At 57.3% G+C, this 24,416-nt stretch carries 22 protein-coding genes; 14 read left to right on the forward strand and 8 right to left on the reverse strand.

The annotated features are described in order from the left end of the window. The first annotated feature begins 106 nt into the window (after nucleotides 1-106). The 4 genes from HK23_RS05755 to holA all read left to right on the forward strand — a co-directional run bounded on the left by HK23_RS05755 (nucleotide 107) and on the right by holA (nucleotide 5,106). Nucleotides 107-646 carry a DUF3576 domain-containing protein gene (locus tag HK23_RS05755; RefSeq protein ID WP_086653219.1) on the forward strand — a complete coding sequence of 180 codons (540 nt, stop codon included), beginning with the start codon at nucleotides 107-109 and terminating at the stop codon, nucleotides 644-646. A 78-nt stretch (nucleotides 647-724) separates the two neighbouring features. Continuing rightward, nucleotides 725-3,370, forward strand: coding sequence for a leucine--tRNA ligase (leuS, locus tag HK23_RS05760; RefSeq protein ID WP_086653220.1), 2,646 nt, complete (start codon nucleotides 725-727; stop codon nucleotides 3,368-3,370). Next, nucleotides 3,370-4,068: an LPS assembly lipoprotein LptE gene (gene lptE, locus HK23_RS05765; RefSeq protein ID WP_063906936.1), complete on the forward strand. Its 699-nt coding sequence runs from the start codon at nucleotides 3,370-3,372 to the stop codon at nucleotides 4,066-4,068. The genes leuS and lptE overlap by 1 nt, the downstream gene beginning before the upstream one ends. Before the next feature lie 24 nt (nucleotides 4,069-4,092). Beyond that, entirely contained in the window at nucleotides 4,093-5,106 is a 1,014-nt protein-coding gene (holA, locus tag HK23_RS05770; protein WP_086653221.1) for a DNA polymerase III subunit delta, read from the forward strand. A 447-nt stretch (nucleotides 5,107-5,553) separates the two neighbouring features. Here holA and HK23_RS05775 read toward each other — a convergent pair whose 3' ends face one another. After that, on the reverse strand, nucleotides 5,554-6,063 hold the full coding sequence (locus HK23_RS05775; protein WP_179193809.1) for a hypothetical protein: 510 nt from the start codon (nucleotides 6,061-6,063) through the stop codon (nucleotides 5,554-5,556). Nucleotides 6,064-6,484: 421 nt separating this feature from the next. Between HK23_RS05775 and HK23_RS05780 the strand changes: the two genes are divergently transcribed. After that, nucleotides 6,485-7,693 (forward strand): cation:proton antiporter, encoded by a 1,209-nt coding sequence (locus tag HK23_RS05780; protein ID WP_086653223.1) that lies wholly within the window; start codon nucleotides 6,485-6,487, stop codon nucleotides 7,691-7,693. On the opposite strand, the gene HK23_RS05785 is transcribed toward HK23_RS05780, so the two are convergent. Continuing rightward, nucleotides 7,685-8,107: an ArsR/SmtB family transcription factor gene (locus HK23_RS05785; protein ID WP_086653224.1), complete on the reverse strand. Its 423-nt coding sequence runs from the start codon at nucleotides 8,105-8,107 to the stop codon at nucleotides 7,685-7,687. The two genes, HK23_RS05780 and HK23_RS05785, sit on opposite strands and share 9 nt — an antisense overlap. Continuing rightward, nucleotides 8,104-8,763 carry a peroxiredoxin gene (locus HK23_RS05790; RefSeq protein ID WP_086653225.1) on the reverse strand — a complete coding sequence of 220 codons (660 nt, stop codon included), beginning with the start codon at nucleotides 8,761-8,763 and terminating at the stop codon, nucleotides 8,104-8,106. Before HK23_RS05790 ends, HK23_RS05785 begins: the two co-directional genes overlap by 4 nt. A gap of 108 nt (nucleotides 8,764-8,871) precedes the next feature. Between HK23_RS05790 and HK23_RS05795 the strand changes: the two genes are divergently transcribed. The 7 genes from HK23_RS05795 to HK23_RS05825 all read left to right on the forward strand — a co-directional run bounded on the left by HK23_RS05795 (nucleotide 8,872) and on the right by HK23_RS05825 (nucleotide 17,347). Then, nucleotides 8,872-9,798, forward strand: coding sequence for an MBL fold metallo-hydrolase (locus HK23_RS05795; protein ID WP_086653226.1), 927 nt, complete (start codon nucleotides 8,872-8,874; stop codon nucleotides 9,796-9,798). A 58-nt stretch (nucleotides 9,799-9,856) separates the two neighbouring features. After that, on the forward strand, nucleotides 9,857-10,639 hold the full coding sequence (locus HK23_RS05800) for a sulfite exporter TauE/SafE family protein (RefSeq protein WP_063906813.1): 783 nt from the start codon (nucleotides 9,857-9,859) through the stop codon (nucleotides 10,637-10,639). 263 nt (nucleotides 10,640-10,902) lie between these two features. Next, nucleotides 10,903-12,603: a thiol reductant ABC exporter subunit CydD gene (gene cydD / locus HK23_RS05805; protein WP_086653227.1), complete on the forward strand. Its 1,701-nt coding sequence runs from the start codon at nucleotides 10,903-10,905 to the stop codon at nucleotides 12,601-12,603. Then, nucleotides 12,600-14,291 (forward strand): thiol reductant ABC exporter subunit CydC, encoded by a 1,692-nt coding sequence (cydC, locus tag HK23_RS05810; protein WP_179193810.1) that lies wholly within the window; start codon nucleotides 12,600-12,602, stop codon nucleotides 14,289-14,291. Before cydD ends, cydC begins: the two co-directional genes overlap by 4 nt. 54 nt (nucleotides 14,292-14,345) lie before the next feature. Beyond that, nucleotides 14,346-15,962: a cytochrome ubiquinol oxidase subunit I gene (locus HK23_RS05815; RefSeq protein WP_086653228.1), complete on the forward strand. Its 1,617-nt coding sequence runs from the start codon at nucleotides 14,346-14,348 to the stop codon at nucleotides 15,960-15,962. A 27-nt stretch (nucleotides 15,963-15,989) separates the two neighbouring features. Next, on the forward strand, nucleotides 15,990-17,129 hold the full coding sequence (gene cydB, locus HK23_RS05820; protein ID WP_086653229.1) for a cytochrome d ubiquinol oxidase subunit II: 1,140 nt from the start codon (nucleotides 15,990-15,992) through the stop codon (nucleotides 17,127-17,129). A 14-nt stretch (nucleotides 17,130-17,143) separates the two neighbouring features. Continuing rightward, complete coding sequence (locus HK23_RS05825) at nucleotides 17,144-17,347, forward strand: hypothetical protein (protein ID WP_086653230.1); 204 nt, start codon at nucleotides 17,144-17,146, stop codon at nucleotides 17,345-17,347. A gap of 320 nt (nucleotides 17,348-17,667) precedes the next feature. On the opposite strand, the gene HK23_RS05830 is transcribed toward HK23_RS05825, so the two are convergent. The 4 genes from HK23_RS05830 to HK23_RS05845 all read right to left on the reverse strand — a co-directional run bounded on the left by HK23_RS05830 (nucleotide 17,668) and on the right by HK23_RS05845 (nucleotide 22,663). Beyond that, complete coding sequence (locus tag HK23_RS05830) at nucleotides 17,668-19,344, reverse strand: SulP family inorganic anion transporter (RefSeq protein WP_086653249.1); 1,677 nt, start codon at nucleotides 19,342-19,344, stop codon at nucleotides 17,668-17,670. Between the two features lie 193 nt (nucleotides 19,345-19,537). Continuing rightward, complete coding sequence (locus tag HK23_RS05835; RefSeq protein ID WP_063906816.1) at nucleotides 19,538-19,924, reverse strand: hypothetical protein; 387 nt, start codon at nucleotides 19,922-19,924, stop codon at nucleotides 19,538-19,540. 269 nt (nucleotides 19,925-20,193) lie between these two features. After that, nucleotides 20,194-20,988, reverse strand: coding sequence for an SDR family NAD(P)-dependent oxidoreductase (locus tag HK23_RS05840; RefSeq protein WP_086653231.1), 795 nt, complete (start codon nucleotides 20,986-20,988; stop codon nucleotides 20,194-20,196). Between the two features lie 205 nt (nucleotides 20,989-21,193). Then, nucleotides 21,194-22,663, reverse strand: coding sequence for an aminotransferase class V-fold PLP-dependent enzyme (locus HK23_RS05845; protein ID WP_086653250.1), 1,470 nt, complete (start codon nucleotides 22,661-22,663; stop codon nucleotides 21,194-21,196). Between the two features lie 117 nt (nucleotides 22,664-22,780). Here HK23_RS05845 and HK23_RS05850 point away from each other — a divergent pair, with 117 nt between their 5' ends. Both HK23_RS05850 and arsC read left to right on the forward strand, forming a co-directional pair. Beyond that, nucleotides 22,781-23,242 (forward strand): Lrp/AsnC family transcriptional regulator, encoded by a 462-nt coding sequence (locus HK23_RS05850; RefSeq protein WP_086653232.1) that lies wholly within the window; start codon nucleotides 22,781-22,783, stop codon nucleotides 23,240-23,242. Nucleotides 23,243-23,281: 39 nt separating this feature from the next. Then, complete coding sequence (gene arsC, locus HK23_RS05855) at nucleotides 23,282-23,632, forward strand: arsenate reductase (glutaredoxin) (RefSeq protein WP_086653233.1); 351 nt, start codon at nucleotides 23,282-23,284, stop codon at nucleotides 23,630-23,632. Nucleotides 23,633-23,683: 51 nt separating this feature from the next. Here arsC and HK23_RS05860 read toward each other — a convergent pair. Continuing rightward, on the reverse strand, nucleotides 23,684-24,416 hold a 733-nt coding region (locus HK23_RS05860), incomplete at its 5' end, for a zinc-binding dehydrogenase (RefSeq protein WP_086653251.1).

A 24,416-nucleotide genomic window follows, 5' to 3' on the forward strand; every position in this document is an offset into this window, starting at 1 on the left:
ATGAAGAGAACCAAGACCCATTCGACCATGAACCGGACCTGACCCTGCGCATCAGGCAGGCCGGGGAACATCGGCGCCCCACCGCCGAAGGAGCCGTATCGACATTATGCCACGTCGTCCCATGCCCTGCCCTTCCGCTTCCGGTTCTGCCTCCAGCGGCTCACGGCCTGCTTTCTGGCTGGCTGGCGTTGCCCTTTCCGGCCTTCTGGTCCTGCCGGCCTGCTCCAGCGGCCCGCGCACCAGTAGTGATCTGACCGCCCCGCGCAACCATCTTCTGCATGAAGACCGGGGCGCATCCGGGGGTGAAGATGTGCTGAAAGGCGGCGTAAACGCCTATCTCTGGCGCGCCACGCTGGATACGCTCTCCTTCATGCCCGTCGCCACGGCGGATGCAGAAGGCGGCATTATCCTGACAGACTGGTACACCCCGCCGGCAGCCCACGGTGAACGCTTTAAAATGACGGCGTTCATCCTCGACCGCCGCCTGCGCTCTGATGCGCTGCGTCTGACGGTCTTCCGCCAGGTCCAGCAGGGCACGGAATGGGTGGACACGCCGCCCGCCGCCAATACGGCGTCTGATATTGCGGCCCGCATTCTCTCCCGCGCACGTAAGCTGCGCGCCGATAACGGCAACCGGGACGACTGACGTCCCGGCTTTTTGCCGTCTCCGGCCCCTTTGCGGGCCGGTTTTTTCCTGATTTGAAAATTCACGCGCGCGAGTTCCATGACACAGCCTGCCAACACGTCCACCGCCCCGGCGCAGCCCTCCACAGGGGCGTCTTTCGATTTTCAGAGCGTTGAGCCCCGGTGGCAGAAGGCGTGGGATGATGCCGGTGTGTTCACCGTGCCGGATGTTCCTCCGGCCGATAAGCCCAAATACTACGTGCTGGAAATGTTCCCCTACCCGTCCGGCCAGCTCCATATGGGCCATGTGCGCAACTATGCGCTGGGGGATGTGGTTGCGCGTTACAAACGCGCCCGTGGCTATGCTGTCCTGCACCCCATGGGGTGGGATGCGTTCGGCCTGCCGGCGGAAAACGCAGCGCGGGAACGTGGCGTGCACCCGCAGGACTGGACGCTGAAAAACATTGCCGCCATGCGCACCACCTTGCAGCGCCTTGGTTTCTCCCTCAACTGGGACCGCGAAATCGCCACCTGCCTGCCCGACTATTACGGCAAGCAGCAGAAACTGTTTCTGGACTTCCTTCAGGCTGGGCTGGTGGAACGCCGGGAAAGCTGGGTGAACTGGGACCCGATTGACCAGACTGTTCTGGCCAACGAGCAGGTGGTAGACGGCCGCGGCTGGCGCTCCGGTGCGCTGATCGAGAAAAAGAAGCTCTCCCAGTGGTTCCTCAAGATTACCGATTTTGCGGAAGACCTGCTGGACGGCCTGAAAACGCTGGACCGCTGGCCGGACCGCGTGCGCGTCATGCAGGAACGCTGGATTGGCCGCTCAGAAGGGGCGCACATCACCTTCTCCCTGCATCAGCCGCCGCAGGGTCTGGATAGCAATCTGAATGCGGTCGAGGTCTTTACCACGCGCCCGGATACGCTGTTCGGCATGTCCTTTCTGGCAATCGCGCCGGACCATCCGCTGGCCGCGTATGTTGCCCAGAGCAACAAGGAGGCTGCTGACTTCATCGCGGAATGCCGCCGCCTTGGCACTTCGGTCGAGGCTGTGGAAACGGCTGAAAAGCGCGGCTTTGATACGGGCCTGCGCGTCAACCATCCGTTCATGGATAAAAGCTTTCCAATCTGGATCGCCAATTTCGTGCTGATGGATTACGGCACCGGCGCTCTGTTCGGCTGCCCCTCCGGAGACCAGCGCGATCTGGACTTCGCGCACAAATATAACCTGCCGGTCACCCTGGTTGTCCTGCCGCAGGGCAAGGATCAGGCCGACTTTGCCATCACCAAAAACGCCTTTACCGGCGATGGCACAATGATCAATTCCGGTTTTCTGGATGGTCTGACCACCGAGGACGCCCGTAAAGAAGCCATCACCCGTCTGGAAGAGCTGGGCGTGGGCAAAGGCGTCGTCAACTGGCGTCTGCGGGACTGGGGTGTTTCCCGCCAGCGTTACTGGGGCTGCCCTATCCCGGTGATCCATTGTGACCATTGCGGCCCCGTGGCTGTGCCAGACGCACAACTGCCGGTTAAACTGCCGGAAGACGTCACGTTCGACAAACCGGGCAACCCGCTGGACCACCACCCCACATGGAAACACGTGAACTGCCCCAAATGCGGCAAGCCTGCGGTGCGTGAGACCGACACGTTTGATACGTTTGTTGATAGCTCTTGGTATTTTGCGCGCTTCACGGCTCCGCATGCCGACACCCCGACCGTGCGTGCGGCAGCTGATGGCTGGCTGGCCGTCGACCAGTATATTGGCGGGATTGAGCACGCCATTCTGCACCTGCTCTATGCGCGCTTCTTTACCCGTGCCATGCGCAAGACCGGCCATCTGGATCTGAGCGAACCGTTTGCCGGCCTGTTCACGCAGGGCATGGTCAGCCACGAAAGCTACAAGGACACCGCCGGAAACTGGCTGTATCCGGAAGAAGTGGACCTCCGCCCGGAAGGCGCCGTCAAGCGTGACACCGGAGAAACCGTGACTGTTGGCCGCGTGGAAAAAATGTCCAAGTCCAAGCGGAATACGGTCTCACCCGAAGCCATTATCGAACGCTTTGGTTCCGACACGGCCCGCTGGTTCGTGCTGTCTGACAGCCCGCCGGAACGTGACATGGAATGGACAGAGGCCGGTGTTTCCGGTGCGGCCCGCTTTGCGCAGCGTCTGTTCCGCCTTGTGCGCACAGTGGCCGAGACTGTGCCCCCGCAGGACGCTTGTCCGGCAGACATTGCCCCGCAGGCCGATGCGCTGCGCCGCGCCACCCACCGCACCATTGCCGCGGTGACGGAAGCGCTGGAAACCTTCACCATCAACGTGGCTGTGGCCCGTATCCATGAGCTGACCTCCGCTCTGGCCGATGCGGAAAAAACGCCGGACCTGCCCGGCATGGCCTTTGCCCGGCGTGAAACCGCCCGCGCCCTCTGCCAGCTTTGCGCCCCCATGATGCCGCATCTGGCGGAGGAAATGTTCGCGCTGCTGGAGCCGGGCAAGACCATGGTAGTAGACCTGCCCTGGCCGGAAGCTGACCCCAGCCTGCTGGCCGCAACGCAGGTTACGCTGGCAGTGCAGATTATGGGGAAACTACGTGGCAAGATTGATGCCGCACCGGATGAAGACAGTGCGACAGTCATTTCCCGCGCAGAGGCTGAGCCCAATGTGGCGCGGCTGCTGGAAGGCAAGCGGATTGTCAAACGCATCCACGTGCCCAACCGTATCGTCAACTTTGTAACGGCAGGCTGATGTCCAGACCCCGCTTCACGCAGACTCTCCTGAATGGCTCTCTGGCAGTTCTGCTGCTGGGGGCTCCTCTTGCGCTGGGCGGGTGCGGCTTTCAGCCGCTTTACGGTGAGCGTGAAGACGCGCCGCAGATCAATGCGGAACTCAAACGCGTCTACGTTGCCAATATCCCTGAACGGGTAGGCCAGCAGGTGCGTCTTGCCCTGCAACAGAATATGGCAGGTGACGGGCCGGAAGATCCGGACGGCTACACGCTGGTCGTCCAGCCCTCCATCAGTTCCGAATCTCTTGATATTCACTCGGACAACACCTCGGGCCGTGTGCGTATGAATGGCCATGCACACTGGACGCTGTACACTGTGGAACAGTATCCCAAGGTTCTGGCGCAGGGCGATGCCACGGCGCTGGATGGCTATACCGCGACATACGAACAGTATTTTGCTCAGACTCTGAACAACGAGACGGCGACAGGCCGCGTGGCAAAAACGCTGGCGGATCAGGTCACCCAGCAAGTGGCAACGTGGTTCCGTACGCAGGCTACGCCGGCACAGAAGCGCATACAGGGCCCCAAAGCGTTCTACCCCATGCCCAACGCCATCCCGAATTCTGAAAAAGATGCGCCTATGGAGCAGGAAGGGGATGACGCCATTCCGGATATGGCCACAGGCCGTGGCGCTCCCAGCCCGACCGGCGGCCTCTAACGGCCACGGGCAGGACACAGCCCCATGAAGATTGATGCCCGCAGCCTGCCTCGCGTCACCCGGGACCCCGGCGCATGGCGGGTCATCCTGCTCCATGGCGAGGATACCGGGCTGATCCGTGAGCGGGCGCAGGATGCCGTTAAACAGGTTGCCGGGTCAGTCGATGATCCGTTCCGCGTCGCTGTGCTGGACAAGGAAACGCACGAGAGGCTGGAAGAAGAAGCCACAGCCTTTTCCCTGATGGGTGGCCGCCGTGCTGTGCGCGTGCGCGATGCCGGGGATGGGCTGCTCAAAGCCGTGACCCATGTGCTGGAGCAGAACACCGATACGCTGGTGGTGCTGGAAGCCCCGGGCCTGCCCTCTCGCTCCAAGCTTCGCGCTCTTCTGGAAAAACGCCCGGACTGCGCCAGCGTTGGCTGCTACCCAGAGGAAGGCCGCACGCTGGAAGCCACCATCACCCAGATGCTGGCCAGCCACAATGTGCGGATCGATCAGGACGCCCTGCACTGGCTGACGGGCCGGCTCGGGGCCGACCGAGGTGCGGCCCGTAGCGAAGTGGAAAAACTGGCCCTGTATGCGGGCGATACCGGCACGCTTTCGCTGGACGATGTGCATGCCTGCATTGGCGATGCGGGTAGCGTCTCCGTAGAAGATGCCGCCTTTGCCGCAACGGAAGGCCGCCGCACCGAGGCGGATCTGGCCATTGAGCGCGCACTGGCGGAAGGCATCAGCCCCATTGCCATTGCACGCACCTTTCTCTCCCACCTGCACCGCCTGCGGCGTGTGCGGGCCGCCATGGCGGATGGGGCCAGCCGCAGCGATGCCATTAAAGGCCTGCGTCCGCCGGTTTTCTTCAAGCGTGCCAACAGCTTTAACCGGGCCGTGGAACTCTGGCCGCTGCCAGCCCTGACCAAAGCCGTGCAGGAAACGCAGGCGCTTGAACTCTCCTGCAAACAGACCGGCGCGCCAGATGCTTTGCTTTGCAAACGCTATGTGGCCGGACTGGCGGCGCGGGCCGTTATGGCATCCCGCCGCTAAGCCCCTTCCCCTTGCTCCGGCAGGGGGCTTTCAGTATAGACAGCAGAGTGTGTCCGCGTAGCTCAGCAGGATAGAGCACAGGATTCCTAAGGTAATTGGGCGCCATGACGGGAAACCCCATGGTGTATCCGCTCAAATTCGGGGAACGCTCTGGCAAGCTTTTGCCGTGCCGATCCCGAGCCAAGCCGCGCTCTGGCAACAGAGCCGGAAGGTGTAGAGACTGGACGGGCGGTGCCTACGGGCCGGAAACGGCTTAAGGCAAAGGGACAGTCCAGACCACGAACACCCGGCCCCTTTTAAAGGGAGCAAAGCCGGGGGGCGGTGAAAACCGAAGTGGGATGAATCCTGGGGCCATGGGTTCGAATCCCGTCGCGGACACCAACAGCCTGTTTTCCGGGTATGTTTCCCGAAATTGCGAAATTTACTGAACCGTAGCGCACCCCATGCTCAGTGTTCCGTCGACACCCCGCCTGATGGCAGGTCATCAGTCTCAGCCTGATCCATTTCTTTAATGGAGTGATCGACCTCATCCGTCAGGCGTTGTATTTCTTCTTTACTCTCGCCCGAAGATGCCAGTCTTTCTCTATAGTCGTAGAATTTCTTAATCAGATCATCTTTGACAAACCAGATGGCATTAAAGAGCAGTTTTTCTGGCAGAAAAAGCCGAATGGAGGATGGCACCAGTTTCAGCACCCAGCGATAAACGGCTTCCATTTTCTCGCGGTCATTCAGGACTTCACTGGCCGCCGCCACAGCAACCATCAGCACCGCTTTATCAAGATAAGGTTTGTATTTTTTCAGGAATGCTTTGGATGAGGCTGCCTTAGGCTTATATTTGTTGACCACAGTCTGGCGAACAGCCCCGACCTTCTGACCAACAGCTTTTACGCGGGTTTTCAGTTTTCCTAATCTGGTTGGCTTGTCCTCTTCCAGCAAAAGAGGAGCGTCACAAGTCAAAAGAAGCTCTGGTGCTGTACTGGTCTTTTCAGAATCTTTATCTGGCACAATAGGTCAACCCTGCGCATCATTTCTCAAAAAAACAGAAAAACCGTTCGGTAATACTGATGTCAGACTGACGATAGCAGCCAAATGGCTACGGTTCAAACCGGTGGCTGACCGTAAGCGCCCGGCAAAATCTGTCAGATATTTTTTAAAATTATAACGTCTTTTTTAATACACTCCGTGCATACAAACCATAAAATACAGCACAACCGCGTACCGGAACGATATCCGAAAATACCAAACCAGAATAAGCGTCTGTAATATCAGAAATTATAGAACTTCATCTGGATTTATTAACTTTTTTCAATATTGTTTCACTTTCCGCCTCTTCTCATATAATAAAGTGAATAACTAAAAAGAAAGGCAGGATCAACGCATGCCGAAAATCTTAGCGCTTGTTGCTGACGTGCTTATATTTGTTCTGGTGCCATGGGGATTCTGGCGCCTGATTAACAAAGCTATTCCTATTGCCGTCATCCCCATTCTTGTCGGTATTCTTTTCGCGGTTACCCATGCTCCCGTGCAGGAACTGGGCATTCCTTCCTTTTACGGGAATTCCATCGGCTGGGTGGCGGTGCTGATTCTCGCCTTCACCGCCGGGCTGGAAATGTGGCAGACGCCCGAAAAGGATCTGAATGACCCCTTGCCCTCCCCGTCTCTGGGCCGCTTGCTGGCCGGGGCACTGGTGGCACTGGCGGGGCCTTTCCTGATTGGCTCTGTGCTGGTTTATTATTTCTTTCTGCCCCTGCGCGGCTGGACGCCACCGCACACAACCCCGCTCATCGGGGCAATGTCAGTCGGGCTGTGCATGGCCGTCAGCGCTCTGCCTGTGCTGATTGGCGTGGTGCGCGAGCTTTCTCCCGCTCACCGCCCCATCGGGCATCTGGCCCTTAAACTGGCTGTCGTGGATGATGCCGCCTTGTGGGTGGGCCTCGCTGCCCTGCAATTTGCCGCCCGAGGCTCCGCCAGCCTGAAAGGCTGGACCGGGCTGGAACTCGTCGCCATCGCGCTGCTGGTTGGACTGGCACTGGCCGGAAGCTGGGCCACCCGTAATTTAAAGCATCCACCGCTATGGGTTATCTGGCTGGCCGTGCCGGTTTATCTGGCGGCGGGTTCCTGGGCCAGCATGCAGCTTGGTCTGCATGAGCTGATCGGCGCATATTTTGCCGGAGCGATCATGCCTCCCAGCTGGGTACGCCGCCTGCCGGTGGAAGAAGTCGGCACGTTCGCGCTGATCTGGCTCGCCCCCATGTTCTTCGGCCATAGCGGGCTGCATATTAATGGCGATGCACTGACATGGCCGTCCGTCATCGCATCCCTGATGCTGGTAGTGCTTTCAGTCGTCACCAAAATCGGTGCCGTCTCTCTGTTCCCGCCCGCTGCGGGGCTTAACGGCAGGCAACGGCTGAGCATCGGTGCGCTTTTGCAGTGTAAAGGCCTGATGGAAATTGTGGCCGCTACCATTCTGCACGAGCAGGGGATGATTTCAGAATTCGCCTTTGCATCCCTGATGGTGCTGGCGGTGATTTCTACAGTTCTGACCGGGCCACTATTCCGAATGGCAGCCCCAAAAACATCAGGATGAGGAGGCAGACACACCGGGGCGGATGAACGCAAACTGCGCCCCGCCTTCTTCCTGCGTTTTGGCCCGTGCCGGTGGCGCGGCCCGGCGCTCGGAAACTTCCTGCAAGAGCGGCAGCGCCATGCGGTCCTCCCGCAGCAGGCCGATCAAAGCCCGTGCGCGCAACACTTCCTCATCACTGGCAAGACTGTAGTAAATGGTGCGGGATTCCCGGCGCGGCACAATAATCCCGGCACGCCGCAATGTGCCAAGCTGCTGGCTCAGGGTGGGCTGACCAATGCCGGTTGTGCTCTCCAGCTCACTCACCGCCAGAGCACCATCAAGCAAGGCATCCAGAAGCATCAGACGCTGGGGCTGGGCAAACAGCTTCAATCGTTCCACCAGCTGTCTGGCCATGTCGAACGAGAGGGAACTCATGCCTTTGCGTCCTGCTGCAAGGCCATAAACCAGGCCGGTCCGGCCTCGGCTACGGCATCCTGCGTCTGGGCGGCGGGGCTCACCACATCATCCCCCGGCATCCAGCCTTCAGGGGTCAGCACGTCGCCTTCCGCCACGCGCTGCAAAGCCGCCAGCAGGCGCATCAATTCCATCACGGAGCGTCCCACTGTCATGGGGTACCATGTAATGGCCCGCACAATGCCTTCCGGGTCAATCACATAAACAGCCCGCACCGTGGCACTACTCTGAGCTGTGCTATCCAGCATGCCGTAGGCGCGGCCAATAGCCATGGACGGATCTTCCACCACCGGAAACGGGATCACCACGCCAAACTGCGCCCGGATGGCATCCACCCACGCCAGATGAGACGGCAGACTATCAATAGATAGCCCCACCAGCGCACAATTCATGGCCCGAAACTGCGGCTCAGCCTTGGCAAAGGCAATGAACTCACTTGTGCAGACAGGCGTGAAGTCCGCCGGGTGGGAGAACAGAATCACCCAATGCCCGCGCAGATTGCTTAAAGTCAGGTCGCCCTGCGTGGTCCTCGCCACGAAATCCGGGGCCCTATCGCCAATCTTGAGGGGTGGCGGAGCCTGAAAGAGGGGACATGCTTCAAACGTAGGATCGCTCATGCTGCGTTACTTACGCGGGTTACTATCCTTGACGCAAGATGGTTTCGTATTTAATGAAAATGAAGATACACTTTTAAATTAATTTATAAACTAACAAGGACGCACCTCATGACGGATGCCCCTATTGCCGCAGCGACAGCCCAGATCCTGAATGCTGAACGCAGCCCGGCCCAGAAGCCAGTTGTTAAAACCTTCTTTGATGAAGCGACCTTTACGGCCAGCCATGTTGTGCATGACCCGGAAACAAAGGCCGCTGCCGTGGTGGACAGCGTTCTGGATTATGACGCAGCATCCGGCCGTACGCGCTACGACTCCGCACAGAAAATTGTGGACTATGTGCGCGCAGAGGGGCTGAAGGTTGAATGGCAGCTGGAAACCCATGCCCATGCCGACCATCTTTCTGCCGCCCCCTGGCTGCAGGAACAGATTGGCGGGAAACTGGGCATTGGGGCTGATATTATCCGGGTGCAGGAGGTTTTTGGCAAAATCTTCAATGCCGGGACGCGCTTCGCACGAGATGGCTCCCAGTTTGACCACCTGTTCCATGATGGTGACCAGTTTCAGATCGGCAACCTGAAAGCCACCGCCCTGCATGTGCCCGGCCACACCCCGGCTGACATGGCGTTTGTGATTGGCGATGCCGCTTTTATTGGCGATACGCTGTTCATGCCCGATTACGGCACCGCCCGCGCAGACTTCCCCGGTGGGGATGCCCGGATGCTGTTCCACTCCATCCGCCGCCTGCTGACCCTGCCGGAGCAGACGCGTCTGTTCCTGTGCCATGACTACAAAGCACCGGGCCGCACGGAATTTGCATGGGAAACAACAGTCGGAGCCGAGCGCGCCCATAACGTCCATGTGCATGACGGCGTAGCGGAAGAGGACTTTGTGACTATGCGCACCAAGCGCGACTCCACGTTATCTCTCCCCAACCTCATTATGCCGTCCGTGCAGATCAACATGCGTGGCGGCCATATGCCGGAACCGGAAGAAAACGGCGTCAGCTACATCAAAATCCCCGTCAACAAGCTCTAACTCCACCCACACAGACCGTGGCACCCCGTTTTTTTTGACCTGAGGCACAAAGCGTAAAATGTCAGATCCTCTTTTACAGACCGGGCTGGAAATTTTTTCCGGCTCACTGGTCGGCTTTACCCTCGGGCTTATTGGCGGGGGCGGCTCCATTCTGGCGGTGCCGCTGATGGTTTATCTGGTCGGCGTTTCCAACCCGCATGTCGCGATTGGCACCAGTGCACTGGCCGTAGCCATCAACGCTCTGGTGGGGCTCGCGCAGCATGCCCGCGCCCACACGGTCAAATGGCGATGCGCCGCCATTTTTGCCTCCTGCGGCGTGCTGGGGGCTTTTCTTGGCGCAAGCCTTGGTAAGGCCGTAGATGGCAAAAAGCTCCTGCTCTGCTTTGCCATTCTCATGATTGGCGTCGGTATTCTCATGCTCCGTGGCCGCAAGAACGAGGGCTGCCCAGGTGCCAGCTGCAACCGCGGCAATGCCGTCAAAGTCGCCAGCTATGGCGCGGGTACCGGCCTGCTTTCCGGCTTTTTTGGCATTGGTGGCGGCTTTCTGATTGTGCCGGGCCTGATTGCCTCCACCGGCATGCCGATCCTGAATGCGGTTGGCACGTCACTGGTCGCGGTCTCGGCTTTTGGGTTCAGCACGGCCGCCAGCTATATGGCCTCAGGCTATGTGGACTGGTCTCTGGCCGGGTTGTTCATTCTGGGCGGGGCCATTGGTAGCCTGGTGGGCACCCGCGTAGCCCGCTCCATGGCGCAGTCCAAGGGCGCGCTGACCATCTTTTTCGCCTGCGTGATTTTCTGCGTCGCGACGTACATGATCTGGCAATGCCTGTCCGGCCGATAACCCCAGACACTTAACGATATAGATTAAATATACTCCTCTAAGCGAGGAGTACGCAGGGGCTTTTACAGGCCCCTTTTTTATGCCCGGCGCCAACCAGCGCTGAGAACTCCCGAACTTATCAAAGAAATTTTTATCCGCCCCGCGTACCACGCACGACACGCTCTCCTTGACGGCATATACTTTCATACATATCTTAATCTTGCTTTCGTTAATTATGAAAGTATATTCCTTTGTGACTGATCTTCGCAGGCAGGCAAATCTTCATGCACTCCACGCAACCACAAAACGACTGGCAGACTGCTGGCATGGCCCGGCGGGCCAGAGGCTGGCTGGCTGGCAGCGTCACGCTGGGTGGCATGGCGGCTGTGCTGTTTGTGTTGCACCTCACTCTGCTGGCCGGCGTGATTGATGATCTGACGTTCAAAGGGAAACCCTTCGCCGCAGAACAGCACACCATCCTACTGCTGCTCGCCTGCCTCGGTGGAAGCCTGTGTCTGCAATGGCTTGCCGATATGGCGGGCACAGAAGCCGGGCTGCGCATTGCCGCCCGTGTGCGGCGCGATGCCCTGCGGCATCTCTTCCGTGCCGGGCCTGTTGGCAGCACGACCCTTCCGTCAGGGCGCATTCTCACCTCCCTGACGGAAGGTGTGGATGCGCTGGAACCCTATTTTGCCCAGTACATTCCGCGTGCCGCCATGATGGTCGTGCTGCCGCTGCTCATTCTGGCCATGGTGTTTCATCTGGATGGCTGGAGTTTTGTCATTCTGGCCTGCACCGGCCCGCTCATTCCGGTTTTCATGGCGCTGGTCGGCTATAGCGCCCAGAGCATTATGGACCGGCAATGGATGCAGCTGGTTGTGCTGGGCTCCAGCTTTCTGGACTCTCTGCGTGGCCTCAGCACGCTGCGCCTGCTGGGCCAGACAGAGGCCAGCATCACCCGCATGGCGGCTGCTACGGACGCACATCGCGCAAGCACACTATCCGTCATGAAAGTGGCTTTCCTGACCTCTGCTGTTCTGGAATTTTTCTCCAGCCTGTCCATTGCACTGGTGGCGGTCGTTTTTGGGGCACGGCTGCTGTCTGGCACAGTTGATTTCCGGTCCGCTTTTCTGGTCCTGCTGCTGGCACCAGAATATTTCATGCCGCTGCGAGCTTTTTCCGCCAGCTATCACGCCCGCCAGAATGCAACGGCTGCGGCAGCCCGGCTTGCTGACCTGTTCGCCCTGCCAGACATGACGCAACCGGAAGGCCCGTCTGTGCAAGTGCCTCACGCACACACCCTCCCACTGGCGCATCTTGTCTGTTCCGACCTGACCGCAGGCTATCCCGGAAAAGTGCCAGCCTTGCAGGACCTCTCCTGCACGCTGTCTCGCGGGACACTGACCGTTATCACAGGAGAAAGTGGCGTTGGAAAAACCACTTTCCTGCGCCTGATACTGGGCTTTTTACAGCCGTCTTCCGGCCATATCACCGCATTCGACACCACAAACACCTCTGTTGAGGTCTGGCAAAGCCGCACGGCATGGGTGCCGCAACGCCCGGTTATGACGATGGGCAGCATTGCCGAGACCCTGCGGCTGGCCAAATCCAACGCAACCGATGCAGAACTGCATGCCGCCGCTCAGCAAGCCGATGCGCTGGAATTTATCGAGGCGTTGCCGCAGGGTTTTGCGACTTCTGTTGGGGAGAGAGGCGCATGCCTTTCCGGTGGCCAGATTAAACGGCTGGCGCTGGCCCGGGCCCTGCTCCGCAATCCGGATATCCTGTGTCTGGATGAGCCAACGTCAGATCTGGACCCGGCCAGTGCTCTGCGTGTTGCCCGCGCCATTCGGCGCTGTGCCACAAACCGGATTGTGCTTGTCGCTACACACCATGCTGACATGGTCGCGCTGGCTGACCAGTGCCTGCATATCAGTGACGGACATGGAGAACTCTTCTCCGCATCACAGAGGGCCTGCGCATGACTCCTCTTACTGTCTCAGGGTTTTTCTCGCGCACTCTGCGCTGGCCTGTTGTCCTCGGTCTGGCATTGGCCTGTGTGGCAGCCCTTGCCAACTTCGGGCTGCTGTTTCTGTCCGGCTGGCTGCTGGCTGGGGCGGCGTGCGCCGGGGCAGCCGGGCTTGCTGCACAGCAGGCGTTCAACATGATGCTGCCCGCAACAGGGGTGCGTTTCTTTGCAACGCTGCGCATTGTCACACGGTATCTGGAACGGCTGGTCACGCATGATGCCAGCCTGCGCCTGACAGGCCGCCTGCGGGTTTGGGTTTATACAAAACTCGCCCCACAGGCTCCTGCCGGACTGACGGACAAACGAGGCGGTGACCTGCTCTCCCGCTTTGTGTCCGATACCGACCGTGTCGGGCAGTCCTACACAGAAACATTTATCCCTTTTGCACGTGCCATTCTGTGCGGCCTGGTCTTTGCAGTTATTTCCGGACTTTTCCTGAAAGGCGCAGGCGTTGTTCTGGCTTTAGGTCTGCTGGTCTGCATGCTGCCGGTGCCCATGAGTGTTGGCCTGCTTTCCGCGCCGCGCCTGCGCGCCCTGACAGCACAACGCGGTGATTTTCAGGCTGAACTCGCAGACACGCTTGCTGGCTTAGGGGAGTATCTGACACTCGGTGCGAGTGAAGCGCGCATTGAGACGCTGGATAGCCGTCAGAAAACTCTACAGGCCACAGAGCGGTATCTTGCCGCGCTGGAAAGCGGGGCACGCAGCCTGATGACTTTTATCGGTCTGCTGACAACTCTTTACGTCGTCATGCTGGCGGTTCAGGCTTTTCATCAGGGCGCGCTCTCCGCACCGGAAATTCCAATGCTGGCTCTCGGCTGTCTGGCTGCCTTTGATGTTACGCAGCCCCTCCCCGCAGCCTGTCAGGCTTTTACCCGTGCCCGCATTGCTGCGGAACGCCTTAACGCCGCCTGTAACGCGCGCCCCTGCGTTCCCGCCCCTACTGCCCCCGCGCCGGCTTTGTATAATCCTCTGGATCTGATCGTTCGTGATATCTCCTTCCGGTATCCGAATACCCAGAACTGGGTTCTGGATCATGCCAGCTTCACCATCCGTCAGGGCGAACGCGTGGCGCTTGTCGGGGCATCGGGCATTGGCAAAAGCAGCCTGATTAGCCTTCTGAGCCGTTTCTATCCCTACCAGAACGGTAATATCACTTTGGGTGGTCAGGATCTTCGTCAGTTTTCAACCGAAGACCTCGCAAAAACCATCAGCGTCGCCGCACAGGATTTCCACCTGTTCAACGGCACTCTTCGGGACACGCTCCGTCTTGCTGCCCCGAACGCTGATGACGCTCAGATCGCTGAGACCCTGCGCACTGTGCAACTGGAAGAGTTTGTGCAGCATGCGCCTCAAGGGCTGGATACGCTGATTGGGGATGAAGGCCTGGCACTCTCAGGTGGTCAGGCCAAAAGGCTTGTTCTTGCACAAGCACTTTTGCGCAACACCCCCTGGCTCATTCTGGATGAACCCACAGAAGGGCTGGACCAGAAAACCGAATACGCCCTGATGCACGGCCTGATTGCTGCAAGGCCGGATGCCACCATCCTGTGCATTACGCATCGGCGCACCCTGATCCCGTTTATGGACCGGACACTCACGCTAGCAGGCGGCCAGATCTGCCCGGCGGAGGAGGTGCCATGAGACGATAACCCCACAGATCCCGCTTAAGAGTGCCTATGATAAAGGATTTTTAAAATGGACATGATCAACCCGACTGTTGTTGATCTTTCACGCTTTCAGTTCGCGCTGACAGCGCTTTACCACTTCATGTTTGTCCCCCTCACGCTGGGGCTGACCTTCATGCTGGCTGCCATGGAAACAGTCTATGTCGTAACCGGCAGAAAAATTTACAAAGACATGGCCATGTTCTGGGGCAAGCTGTTTGGCATCAACTTTGCCCTCGGTGTTGCCACCGGCATCACCATGGAGTTTGAATTCGGCACCAACTGGTCCATGTATTCCCGCTTCTTTGGGGACATGTTTGGCACACCGCTGGCCATTGAAGGTCTGATGGCCTTCTTTATGGAATCCACTTTTGTGGGGCTGATGTTTTTTGGCTGGGACCGCCTGAGTAAGCAGGCACATCTGGCCATAACGTATCTGGTTGCACTCGGCTCCAACCTGTCTGCCCTGTGGATCCTGATTGCAAACGCCGGGATGAACGTGCCGCATGGCGCGCATTTTGACCCGGACACCATGCGTCTGCAGTTTGACAGCTTTGTAAAACTGATCTTCAGCCCGGATGCACAGGCCAAATTCGTGCACACCTCTGTGGCCGGGTATGTCTCTGCGGCTCTGCTTGTCATGGGTGTCAGCGCATTTTACCTGCTCCGTGGTCAGCACAGGCAGTTTGCAGCACGGTCTTTCCGCATGGCAGCACTTTTCGGCATTATTTCCACCGTTGCCGTGATCACGCTGGGCGATGTTCTGGGCCGTGAAGACTATATGGAACAGCCGACCAAAATCGCCGCGATTGAAGGCCTGTGGCACACCAGCAAACCCCCGTATGAACCGTGGATTCTGGCTGCCCTTCCGGATGACGCCAAACAGGAAAACCATTTTGAAATCGGTGTTCCGTTTGTTCTCACCCCCCTTATTACGCATGACTTCAATACGCCTATTCCCGGCATGCACGAACTGGAAGATGCCGCGGCACCGCGCATTGAGTCCGGGATTGCCGCCGTCTCCGCTCTGCGCCGGTATCAGGAAACACACCAGCAGTCTGATCTGGACGCGTTCAAAGCGCATGAAGCGGACCTCGGCTTTGGCTTTCTGGCGACACGCCACGCCCCGAATCAAGACGTAACGGCCATTCCGGCAGATGCCCTGCAAAGCGTTGTGGAGCAGACTAAACCTGACATTCTTCCGAATGTGTTTGTAACCTTCTGGTCTTTCCGCATCATGGTCTTTCTGGCGCTGTATTTCTTCGCGCTGTTTGCCATTTCCGCTTATCTGAGCCTGAAGAACAAGCTGGAGAGAAACAAACTCATCCTTAAGACCTGCATGTGGTCTATCCCGCTGCCCATTCTGGCGACGGAATTCGGATGGATTACGGCAGAAGCAGGCCGCCAGCCCTGGACGGTGTTCAACACGCTGCCGACCTTCCTGTCCGCCTCCACGCACAGCACGTCTTACATGGTGTTCTCTCTGGCTGGCTTTGCGCTGCTCTACAGCATCTTTATCGCAGCAGAACTGTATCTGATGTTCAAGTTCGCACGCCTAGGCCCGGAAGCGCACGACGCCCCGCACGCTGAGGATGCCTATGCTGCCCACTGCGCTGTTGTCGGCACTCAGCACGCATCAGGCCACTAAGGCCTCTGTTAAAAGAAAGGTCCTGATATGGAACTTTATGCACTTCTTAAACTGATCTGGGCGGCTCTGCTGTGCGTGTTGCTGATCGGCCTCGGGCTGATGGTCGGTATGGATATGGGCGTTGGCACCCTGCTCCGCTTTGTGGGGCGGAATGATGGAGAGCGGCGCACAGCCCTCAACATCATCGGCCCGCATTGGGATGGTAATCAGGTCTGGTTCATTCTGGGAGGCGGCGCAATCTTTGCTGCCTTCCCGACCCTGTATGCCACGTCCTTTTCCGTTTTTTATGTCGTGATGATCCTGCTGCTGTTCAGCATGATCCTGCGTCCTGTTGCTTTTGAATATCGCTCCAAGGCAGATTCTCATCTCTGGCGCGCCAGCTGGGACTGGGTGTTTCTGATTTCCGGCTTCCTGCCCATGTTCATCTATGGGGCCGCTTTCGGGAACATCCTGCACGGTGTTGGCTACCATTTCGGCTGGACCGGCCAGTATTATCAGGACAGCTCCTTTTTCTCATATCTGCTGAACCCGTTTGCCATTCTGTGCGGCCTGATGTCTGTAGCGCTCAGTATCTACCAAGGTGGCGTCATGCTGATGCTGCGGGCAGAAAACCCGATTTATGAACGCGCCCGTCGCTATGCCCTGCGCGGCGGCATAACAGCCGCAGTGCTGTTCATTATTGGGGGTTTCTTTATTGCCCGCATGCAGGGTTTTGTTTTCACCGCCCCGGTGGACCCGGCTATGCCCGCCTCCCCCATGCACGGCCAGCATGTCGCTATGGTTGCGGGGGGCTGGCTGCATAATTACACCGCCCATCCAATCCTCTGGTCACTGCCGCTGCTCGGGCTGGCCAGCATGATTGGCGGAACACTGGCTGCGCGCATGAACAAGGTCATTCTCGCCTGGTGGATTGGACTTGGTTCATGGATCGGGACCATTGGCACAGTCGCCGCGGCCATGTTCCCGTTCTTCATGCCCTCCACCACCGCACCGGACCAGAGCCTGACCATCTGGAACAGTTCCGCCAGTGCTTATGGCCTGACCTGCATGCTGGTTGTCGCGCTGATCTTTGTGCCCATCATCCTCTGCTACACCTCATGGTGTTACTACGTGATGCGCGGCAAGGTTCACACAGCGGACATCGTTAACGATAGCCACAGCTACTAAAAGGGAACTTTACCATGCAACTCTTACGTCTGGCCGGTCTGGCTGCTGTTCTGGTCGTCTCCCTGCTCTTTGCCGTTTTTGTGGGGGATCAGGGCCCGTGGTACTTCGCCTGGGTCATTGGCACCATCATGATCATTCTGATTTCCGGCGCAGGCGCAATCCTTCTGGATGCGCAGCAAGACGGTAAAATCGGGTCTTCTTCAGAGAGTGAGGTTTAATCATGTTAGGGGATCTTGAAAGAATAATTCTGTTTATTCCTGTATTTTATCTTCTGCTTTACGTCATCGCCTATCAGGTTGTGCGGAAGCTCTTCCCGTAACAGCGTGTATGCAGAAAAAACCTCTTCCACCCCATGCCGGATCTCTGGTGTGGGGTTTTTTATGTCATTTAGAAACTTCTTTTTATTTTATAAGTTTTTAATGATTCATTTTGTTTTCTTGTTGGATTTTTATGGTATTTTACACACATGGCTTACCAGCGGAGCGCACGCCTCCTCTTTGAGCCTGTTCTGACAAAAAAGCCTCACAAGCTGCCGCTCTCATGCCTTTTCGCACCGGGCATGAGAGCGGGCCGCGGCGACTGCGGTATGCAGCTGGGCGTAAATATTGCCCTCGCCCAGAACAGCACTAATCCGGTGACGGTCCATATCAGCCCGCAAAAATGGATTAACGCGGCCAAAAGCAACCAGAACGGACTGGTCCTGCAATTCCCGCAAAACATTACGCAAAAGGCTCGCGGCGGAATAATCAATATCCGTAATAGCGCTGGCATCGACCACAACACAGTGGACGGGGGTGGGCGCTGTTTTAATCAGAAACCGGATATCATCTGCAAAGCGATTACAATTTGCATAGAACAAATCGGCACAAAATCGATACACAATCAGACCCGGTTCTGTTTCAACCCCAGCCTTGACGGGGGAGGCTTCGAGAAGCTTGGTCTGGGCATCCTCCTGCAAAACCATCGTGTGTGGCTCGTAACTATGCCGAACATGGCGGAACAGGGAGAGTGCAATCGCCACAAGAATTCCCTGTTCCACACCAACACCAACGACCGTGGCAGCAGTAATCAGCGCCAGACCGAACTCTCCGGGGCTTTCCTGCCGGATGCGCCATAAGGCCCGCAGGTCAATCATTCCCATCGCGACACTGAAAACAATCGCCCCCAGCACACACCGGGGCAGATAACGCAGAGGCCCCGTCAGGAAGAGTAAAACCAAGAGTGTCACACAGGCAAAAACAAGCTGTGCCCTCTGGCTTCTGGCCCCGGCCTGCACGGCCATGGCGGTCTGGGTCGGGCTGCCATTCACCGTAAACGTGCCGCTCAGAGCGGCGACAGCATTGGCGGCACTTAGCCCGAGAATATCCCTGTTTGCATCAACATCTTCCTGAAATTTATACGCGTAGGTGCGGGATGTTGCTGCACTTTGCGCGATAATCACGAACACACAGGAGGTTGCCACGGGTAACAGGCTGAGCATGTCATTCCACCCCACCTCTGGAAAACGCAGGGTGGGCAAACCACCAGACAGTGGACCAACCAGCGCCACCCCGCGTGCCTCCAGCCCCAGCGCCCAACTAGCCGCAATACTGCCAACCACCAGAACCAGCGCCAGAGGCTTATGCGGGGCAAACTTCTGTCCAGCGTATAACAACACGCACATGACAAGAGAGATTGCCGCACTCAGAGGCACCAGATGCGGAAGCGCCCTCAGCAAATCCAGAAGCTGGAGAAAAGGATCATGAGCTGTAGCTTGCAGGCCCAGCATATCATACATCATGGCGATGCCGACCTGCAGGCCGACGCCCGCCATGAACCCAACCAGCACTGTGCGGGAGAGAAAATCTGCCAAAAACCCCAGTCTGAACAGCCGCGCCACTAGCAGAAACCCGGCGCTCAACAACGCCACCATGCTGACAAGCGCCATGTAATGCGCACTCCCCGGCGGAGCCATGCGCGCCAGAGCACTGGAAAAAATAGCCGCGGTCGCAGAATCTGCCGCCACCACCAGATGACGGGAAGAACCAACACCAGCAAAGGCCACCAGCGGCAACAAAACCGTATAAAGCCCGGTAGCAGCAGGCATCCCGGCAATACGGGCATACCCCAGAACCTGTGGGATATTCATACAGGCAAGAGAAAGCCCCGCCAGACTATCACGCATGGCACTGGCGCGGTTTCCCTGCCCCCACCGTCTGAACAGGTTTTTCAGCATGTTGCCCACCTTACTGGTCGTCTGATCTCTCAGGGCTTTTTGCCGCCATTCCTACGCTGCGTCACCTGATTTAAAAACACGCCTCCCATCATGAAAAAAGCCACCCCGCTCCGGTAAAGGAACGAAATGGCTTTTAACGCACTCAAACACACAGCAGAACTAACCGTATGGACCCTCTGCTGGCAGTCGTTTTTTAGGCCTGACGCGCCTTACGCTGTGCATCAACCTTGTCCGTGCGACACGCGGGCGGCAGCACTTCCTGAAGGTTTGTAATCGTAGCGCTGCGGGACAGGCCGCTTTCAGCCGCCAGTCGGTCAATGACCTCAGACGGCAGAAGCTTCTGGACAACATCTTCCGTTGTAGGTTCCACAACAGCGTGGTTTTCCCAGTGAGACACAACAGACTTCAGGCCATGCTGCTCTGCGTGCCGACGCACAGTTTCCTGCCCGGCATTATTGTTGTGTTCCAGATAATGGATAAGCGCAGAAGACAGGCCGGATTTATCCGTCGTTGCTGCCGTTACGGTATCGGCCACAGCCGTCAGGGTAGAGGTAATTTTATCTGTGGTGGAAGCTGTCATGATAGTCCCCTTTATAGGAAAGTGGACGAAAGCATCAGGATGTCTCTACACCGCATTGTGTAAAGACGAAACACCAGCACCCGTATCGTTTCGGCGCTGATTGTGCTCGCCCATTGTAAAACCTTACTCTTCCAACGAGGCAACGGCACAAACGTTGCGTGTGAGTTCATGAACATTATGTCATAAACCCATACGCCACTCTTATTCCTGCACAGGCAGTGGTCTCCTTCCCTTGGGAAGATGATTTTAATTTAAAGATTTTTTCAATATTAGAAAATCGTTTCCAGAATACCGCCTTCAACTCGCAGGGCTGCACCCGTTGTGGCGGAGGCTTCGTGCGACGCGACATACAGGATCATATTTGCCACTTCTTCAACACTCGCCGGACGGCGGATCAGAGAGGAAGGGCGCTGAGTGCGCACAAATTCTTCACTGATTTCTTCAAGAGATTTCCCGGTCTCTTTCATTTTTTCTTTAAACATGGCCTGCACCCCTTCCGACAACGTCGGCCCGGGCAGCACGGCATTAACGGTTACACCCGTGCCCGCCATGCGTTTAGCCAGACCACGGGAGACAGCAAGCTGCGCCGTTTTGGAGAAGCCATAATGGATCATATCTTCCGGAATATTTTGTGCGGATTCAGAAGAGATGAAAATGACACGCCCCCAGCCTTTCTTTTCCATAGCAGGCAGATAGGCACGGGAAAGGCGCACGCCGGACATGACGTTCACATCAAAAAACTGGGTCCAGGTCTCGTCGGGTGTTTCAAAAAAATCTTTAGGTGAAAAAATACCCACATTATTCACGAGAATATCGCAGGCAGGATGGGCAGTCACGAGCGTCTGACACCCTTCCGCCGTTCCCAGATCCGCCACGCAGGCTGTCACCTGAGCATCGGGCACATCTTTTTTGAGACCTGCAACAGCTTTCTCGCATGCGTCCTGCTTGCGTCCGTTCACCACAACCTCAGCCCCGGCAGCAGCCAGCCCTTTTGCCGTTGCCAGACCAATCCCCATTGTGGACCCTGTCACAATGGCCTTCCGGCCTTTCAGATCAAATTTCATGATACGACTGCGCTCCTCTTTCAGCTCACTCAGTTCTCGGCGCCAGTTCCTCGTGAAGCAGGACAGATGAGGAAGGGGGCCGGTTTTGTGATTGTGATGCAGAGATGGACAAGCAGCGACCACTCTCTGCACGCACTCCTGACTGAGTGAACAGAAAAAAGACGGCAAAGTTCATCGTGAAATGAACATACCTGCCAGACGGGACTTATTCCGCCGCCAGTGTTTCCTGATATTTGAAGCGCGCGGTCGCCGTATCACACAGATAAGACTGCCCAATAACGCTAGCATTTTCCGCGAGTTCGTTCACGGATTTCAGAATATACGCCACCTTGGCATCATCCATCAGCACACTGAAGTTCAGGCGCACCCAGCCCGGCTTTTCCACTTCCTGCCCGGCACGGATTGCATCATGCATCCGCATGGAGTCGTCCTGATCGAGAGACAGAAGCCGATGTGCATACGGCCCGGCACAGGCACAGCCGCCCCGCGCCTGAATGCCATATAGATCTGACAGCATCCGGGTAAACAGCTGATGGTGAATCAGTTTTCCGTCAGCATCCTTCACGCGAAATGAGAAAATAGGAAGATGCTGCTTTGCCTGTGGGTTACCGAGAATTTCCAGATGCGGGTTGGCATGCCATGCTGCATACGCACGCTGATAAAGTGCCTGATTGCGCTCAGCCATAAAAGCCGCGCCAATAGCATCCTTAACCAGAAAACACAGTGCCGCCCGGATATTCCCGACAACATCCGGCGTGCCAGCTTCTTCCCGCGCAGTGACACTCTCTGAATAATCATGCCCCCACGGTGAGACAAACTGCACCGTGCCGCCACCGGGCAACGTGGGTTCCTGTGTCGCCACAGCCGCCTCCCGAACAATCAGCACACCGGAAGCACCGGGACCGCCAATAAACTTATGTGTGGAGAGCACAACGGCGTCTTTTTCCGCATCTGTCCCGGTCTTCATATCAATGGGCAGATAGGGACCACCGCCGGCATAATCCCAGATAGATTTTGCGCCATATTTTTTAAGAAGTCGTGTGACAGAATCAGTATCTGTCACAATGCCAGTTACGTTGGATGCACTGGAAAAGGCACCGATCTTCAGACGGTCCGGATCCGCTGCGGCCAGATGGGCTTCCAGTTGCACCAGATCCGGGCCGCCCTCTACCGCTTCCGCAATTTCAATCAGTTCGGCACCGCTCTCCCGCCAGGGCAGGATATTGGAATGGTGTTCATACGGGCCTATCAGCACAAGCGGACGCTCCCCGGCCCGCACGGCATCCCGCACCCCCAGCAGATGAACAAGGCGGTTCAGGCCTGCGGTTGCCCCATTCCCCGTGAAAATCGTCGCAAAACCCTGCTCGGCCCCGCACAGGCGCGCAATGATCTGCCGCGCCTCATGCCGCATGCGATTCATGACCTGCCCGCAGAACGAGGCTTCCGTATGGCTGTTGGCATAGTAAGGCAGCACCTGCGTGGCGACGGCCTGCTCGATCACACCCAGCGCCCGACCTGAGGCAACGTAATCCGCATACACAAGCGTCTTGGGGCCAAACGGACCGGGAATGGTCAGGTTATCGCCAATAAGATCATCCCGGAGGCGGGAGATGACATCGTCCCCCTGCAAAGCTTTGGCAAAATGGGAAAAGACGTTTTCGGGGGAAGATGTCATCATATTCTTGAACCACGCAGACTGGAAAAGGCTGTGCGTCATCATAGAAAGACGCCCTCCAAAAAAGTTTCCCTATTTCATGATTGAATCCCGCCATATCAGATCATATGATCGGTTATGACCCATAAACTTGATAGTTTTGATCGCGCGATCCTTCGGGCCTTGCAGCAAGATGCCTCGCTGTCTCAGCGAGATCTGGCGGAGCGGGTTGGCATGTCTCAAAACGCGTGCTGGCGGCGTCTGCAAGCCCTGCGCGCAGCGGGGGTCATGCAAGGACAAACGCTCCGGCTGGACCGTGCCGCAGTGGAACTGGATCTGACCGTGCTGGTGCTCATCAAAACGCGCCATCATTCACAGGAGTGGCTGAAAAGCTTCCGGCAGATCATCCTCTCCATTCCCAATATTGTCGATTTTTATCGGATTGCCGGTGAGTATGATTACATGCTGAAAGTGGTTGCACGCGACATGAATGCGTTTGATGCCATTTATCGAAAAATGATAGAAAAAATCGATATCGATACCGTCACCTCTTATATGGCGATGGAAGCGATTGCCGATAATCGTCCCCTCCCCGTCTGAGGCGGTCTTTCCTTTTCATCTCCTGCAAGGACGCTGTTCATGACTGTCACGCTCTACCACAACCCCGCCTGCGGCACGTCCCGCACGGTGCTTGGCCTGATCCGCGACGCCGGGATTGAGCCGGAAATTGTGCTGTATCTGAAAACGCCCCTCAGCCGGGAAAAGCTGACCGGGCTTGTGAGCCAGACCGAACTGACAGCGCGTGACCTGCTCCGCCAGAAAGGCACGCTGTATGAAGAACTGGGGCTGAAAGACCCGAGTATCACGAACAACCAGATTCTGGATGCAATTGCCGCCCACCCGGCACTCCTCAACCGACCGATTGTGGTCACGGAAAAAGGCGCTGCTGCCTGCCGCCCGGCGGACACGGTGTTACGCCTTCTGCCCTGAGTAGCCCTATAAAAAAGCCCCGGCACAGACAGGCCGGGGCTGAAACGCGTCTTAATATTCTACAACTGTGCGGATACTTTCTCCGCGGGCCATCATATCAAAGCCCTCGTTGATTTTTTCCAGCGGGAGCTTGTGGGTAATCAGATCATCAATATTGATCTTATGATCCATGTACCAATCAACAATTTTTGGAACATCCGTCCGGCCGCGCGCGCCACCAAAGGCGGACCCAATCCACCGGCGACCTGTGACAAGCTGGAACGGCCGTGTGCTGATTTCCTGCCCGGCCCCTGCTACACCAATGATAGTTGAAACACCCCAGCCGCGATGGGCACATTCCAGCGCCTGACGCATCAGGGTCGGGTTGCCAACACATTCAAAGGTGTAATCCGCACCGCCATCTGTCAGTTCAATCAGGTAGCCGACCAGATCGCCCTTCGGTCCCAGATCCTTCGGGTTCACAAAATCGGTCATTCCGAATTTGCGAGCAATAGCTTCCCGCTCCGGGTTGATGTCCACACCGATAATTCTATCGGCTCCGACCATTTTAGCACCCTGAATGACATTCAGCCCAATGCCGCCCAGCCCGAACACCACAACCGTGGAGCCCGTCTCGACCTTGGCCGTAAACAGCACGGCCCCAATGCCGGTCGTCACACCACAGCCAATGTAACAGACCTTATCAAACGGGGCGTCTTCCCGAATTTTGGCCAGAGCGATTTCCGGCAGAACCGTGTAATTCGCAAAGGTGGAACAGCCCATATAGTGATGAATCGGCTGCCCC

It is taken from the genome of Acetobacter malorum, assembly GCF_002153605.1.
Lineage (GTDB): Bacteria > Pseudomonadota > Alphaproteobacteria > Acetobacterales > Acetobacteraceae > Acetobacter > Acetobacter malorum_A.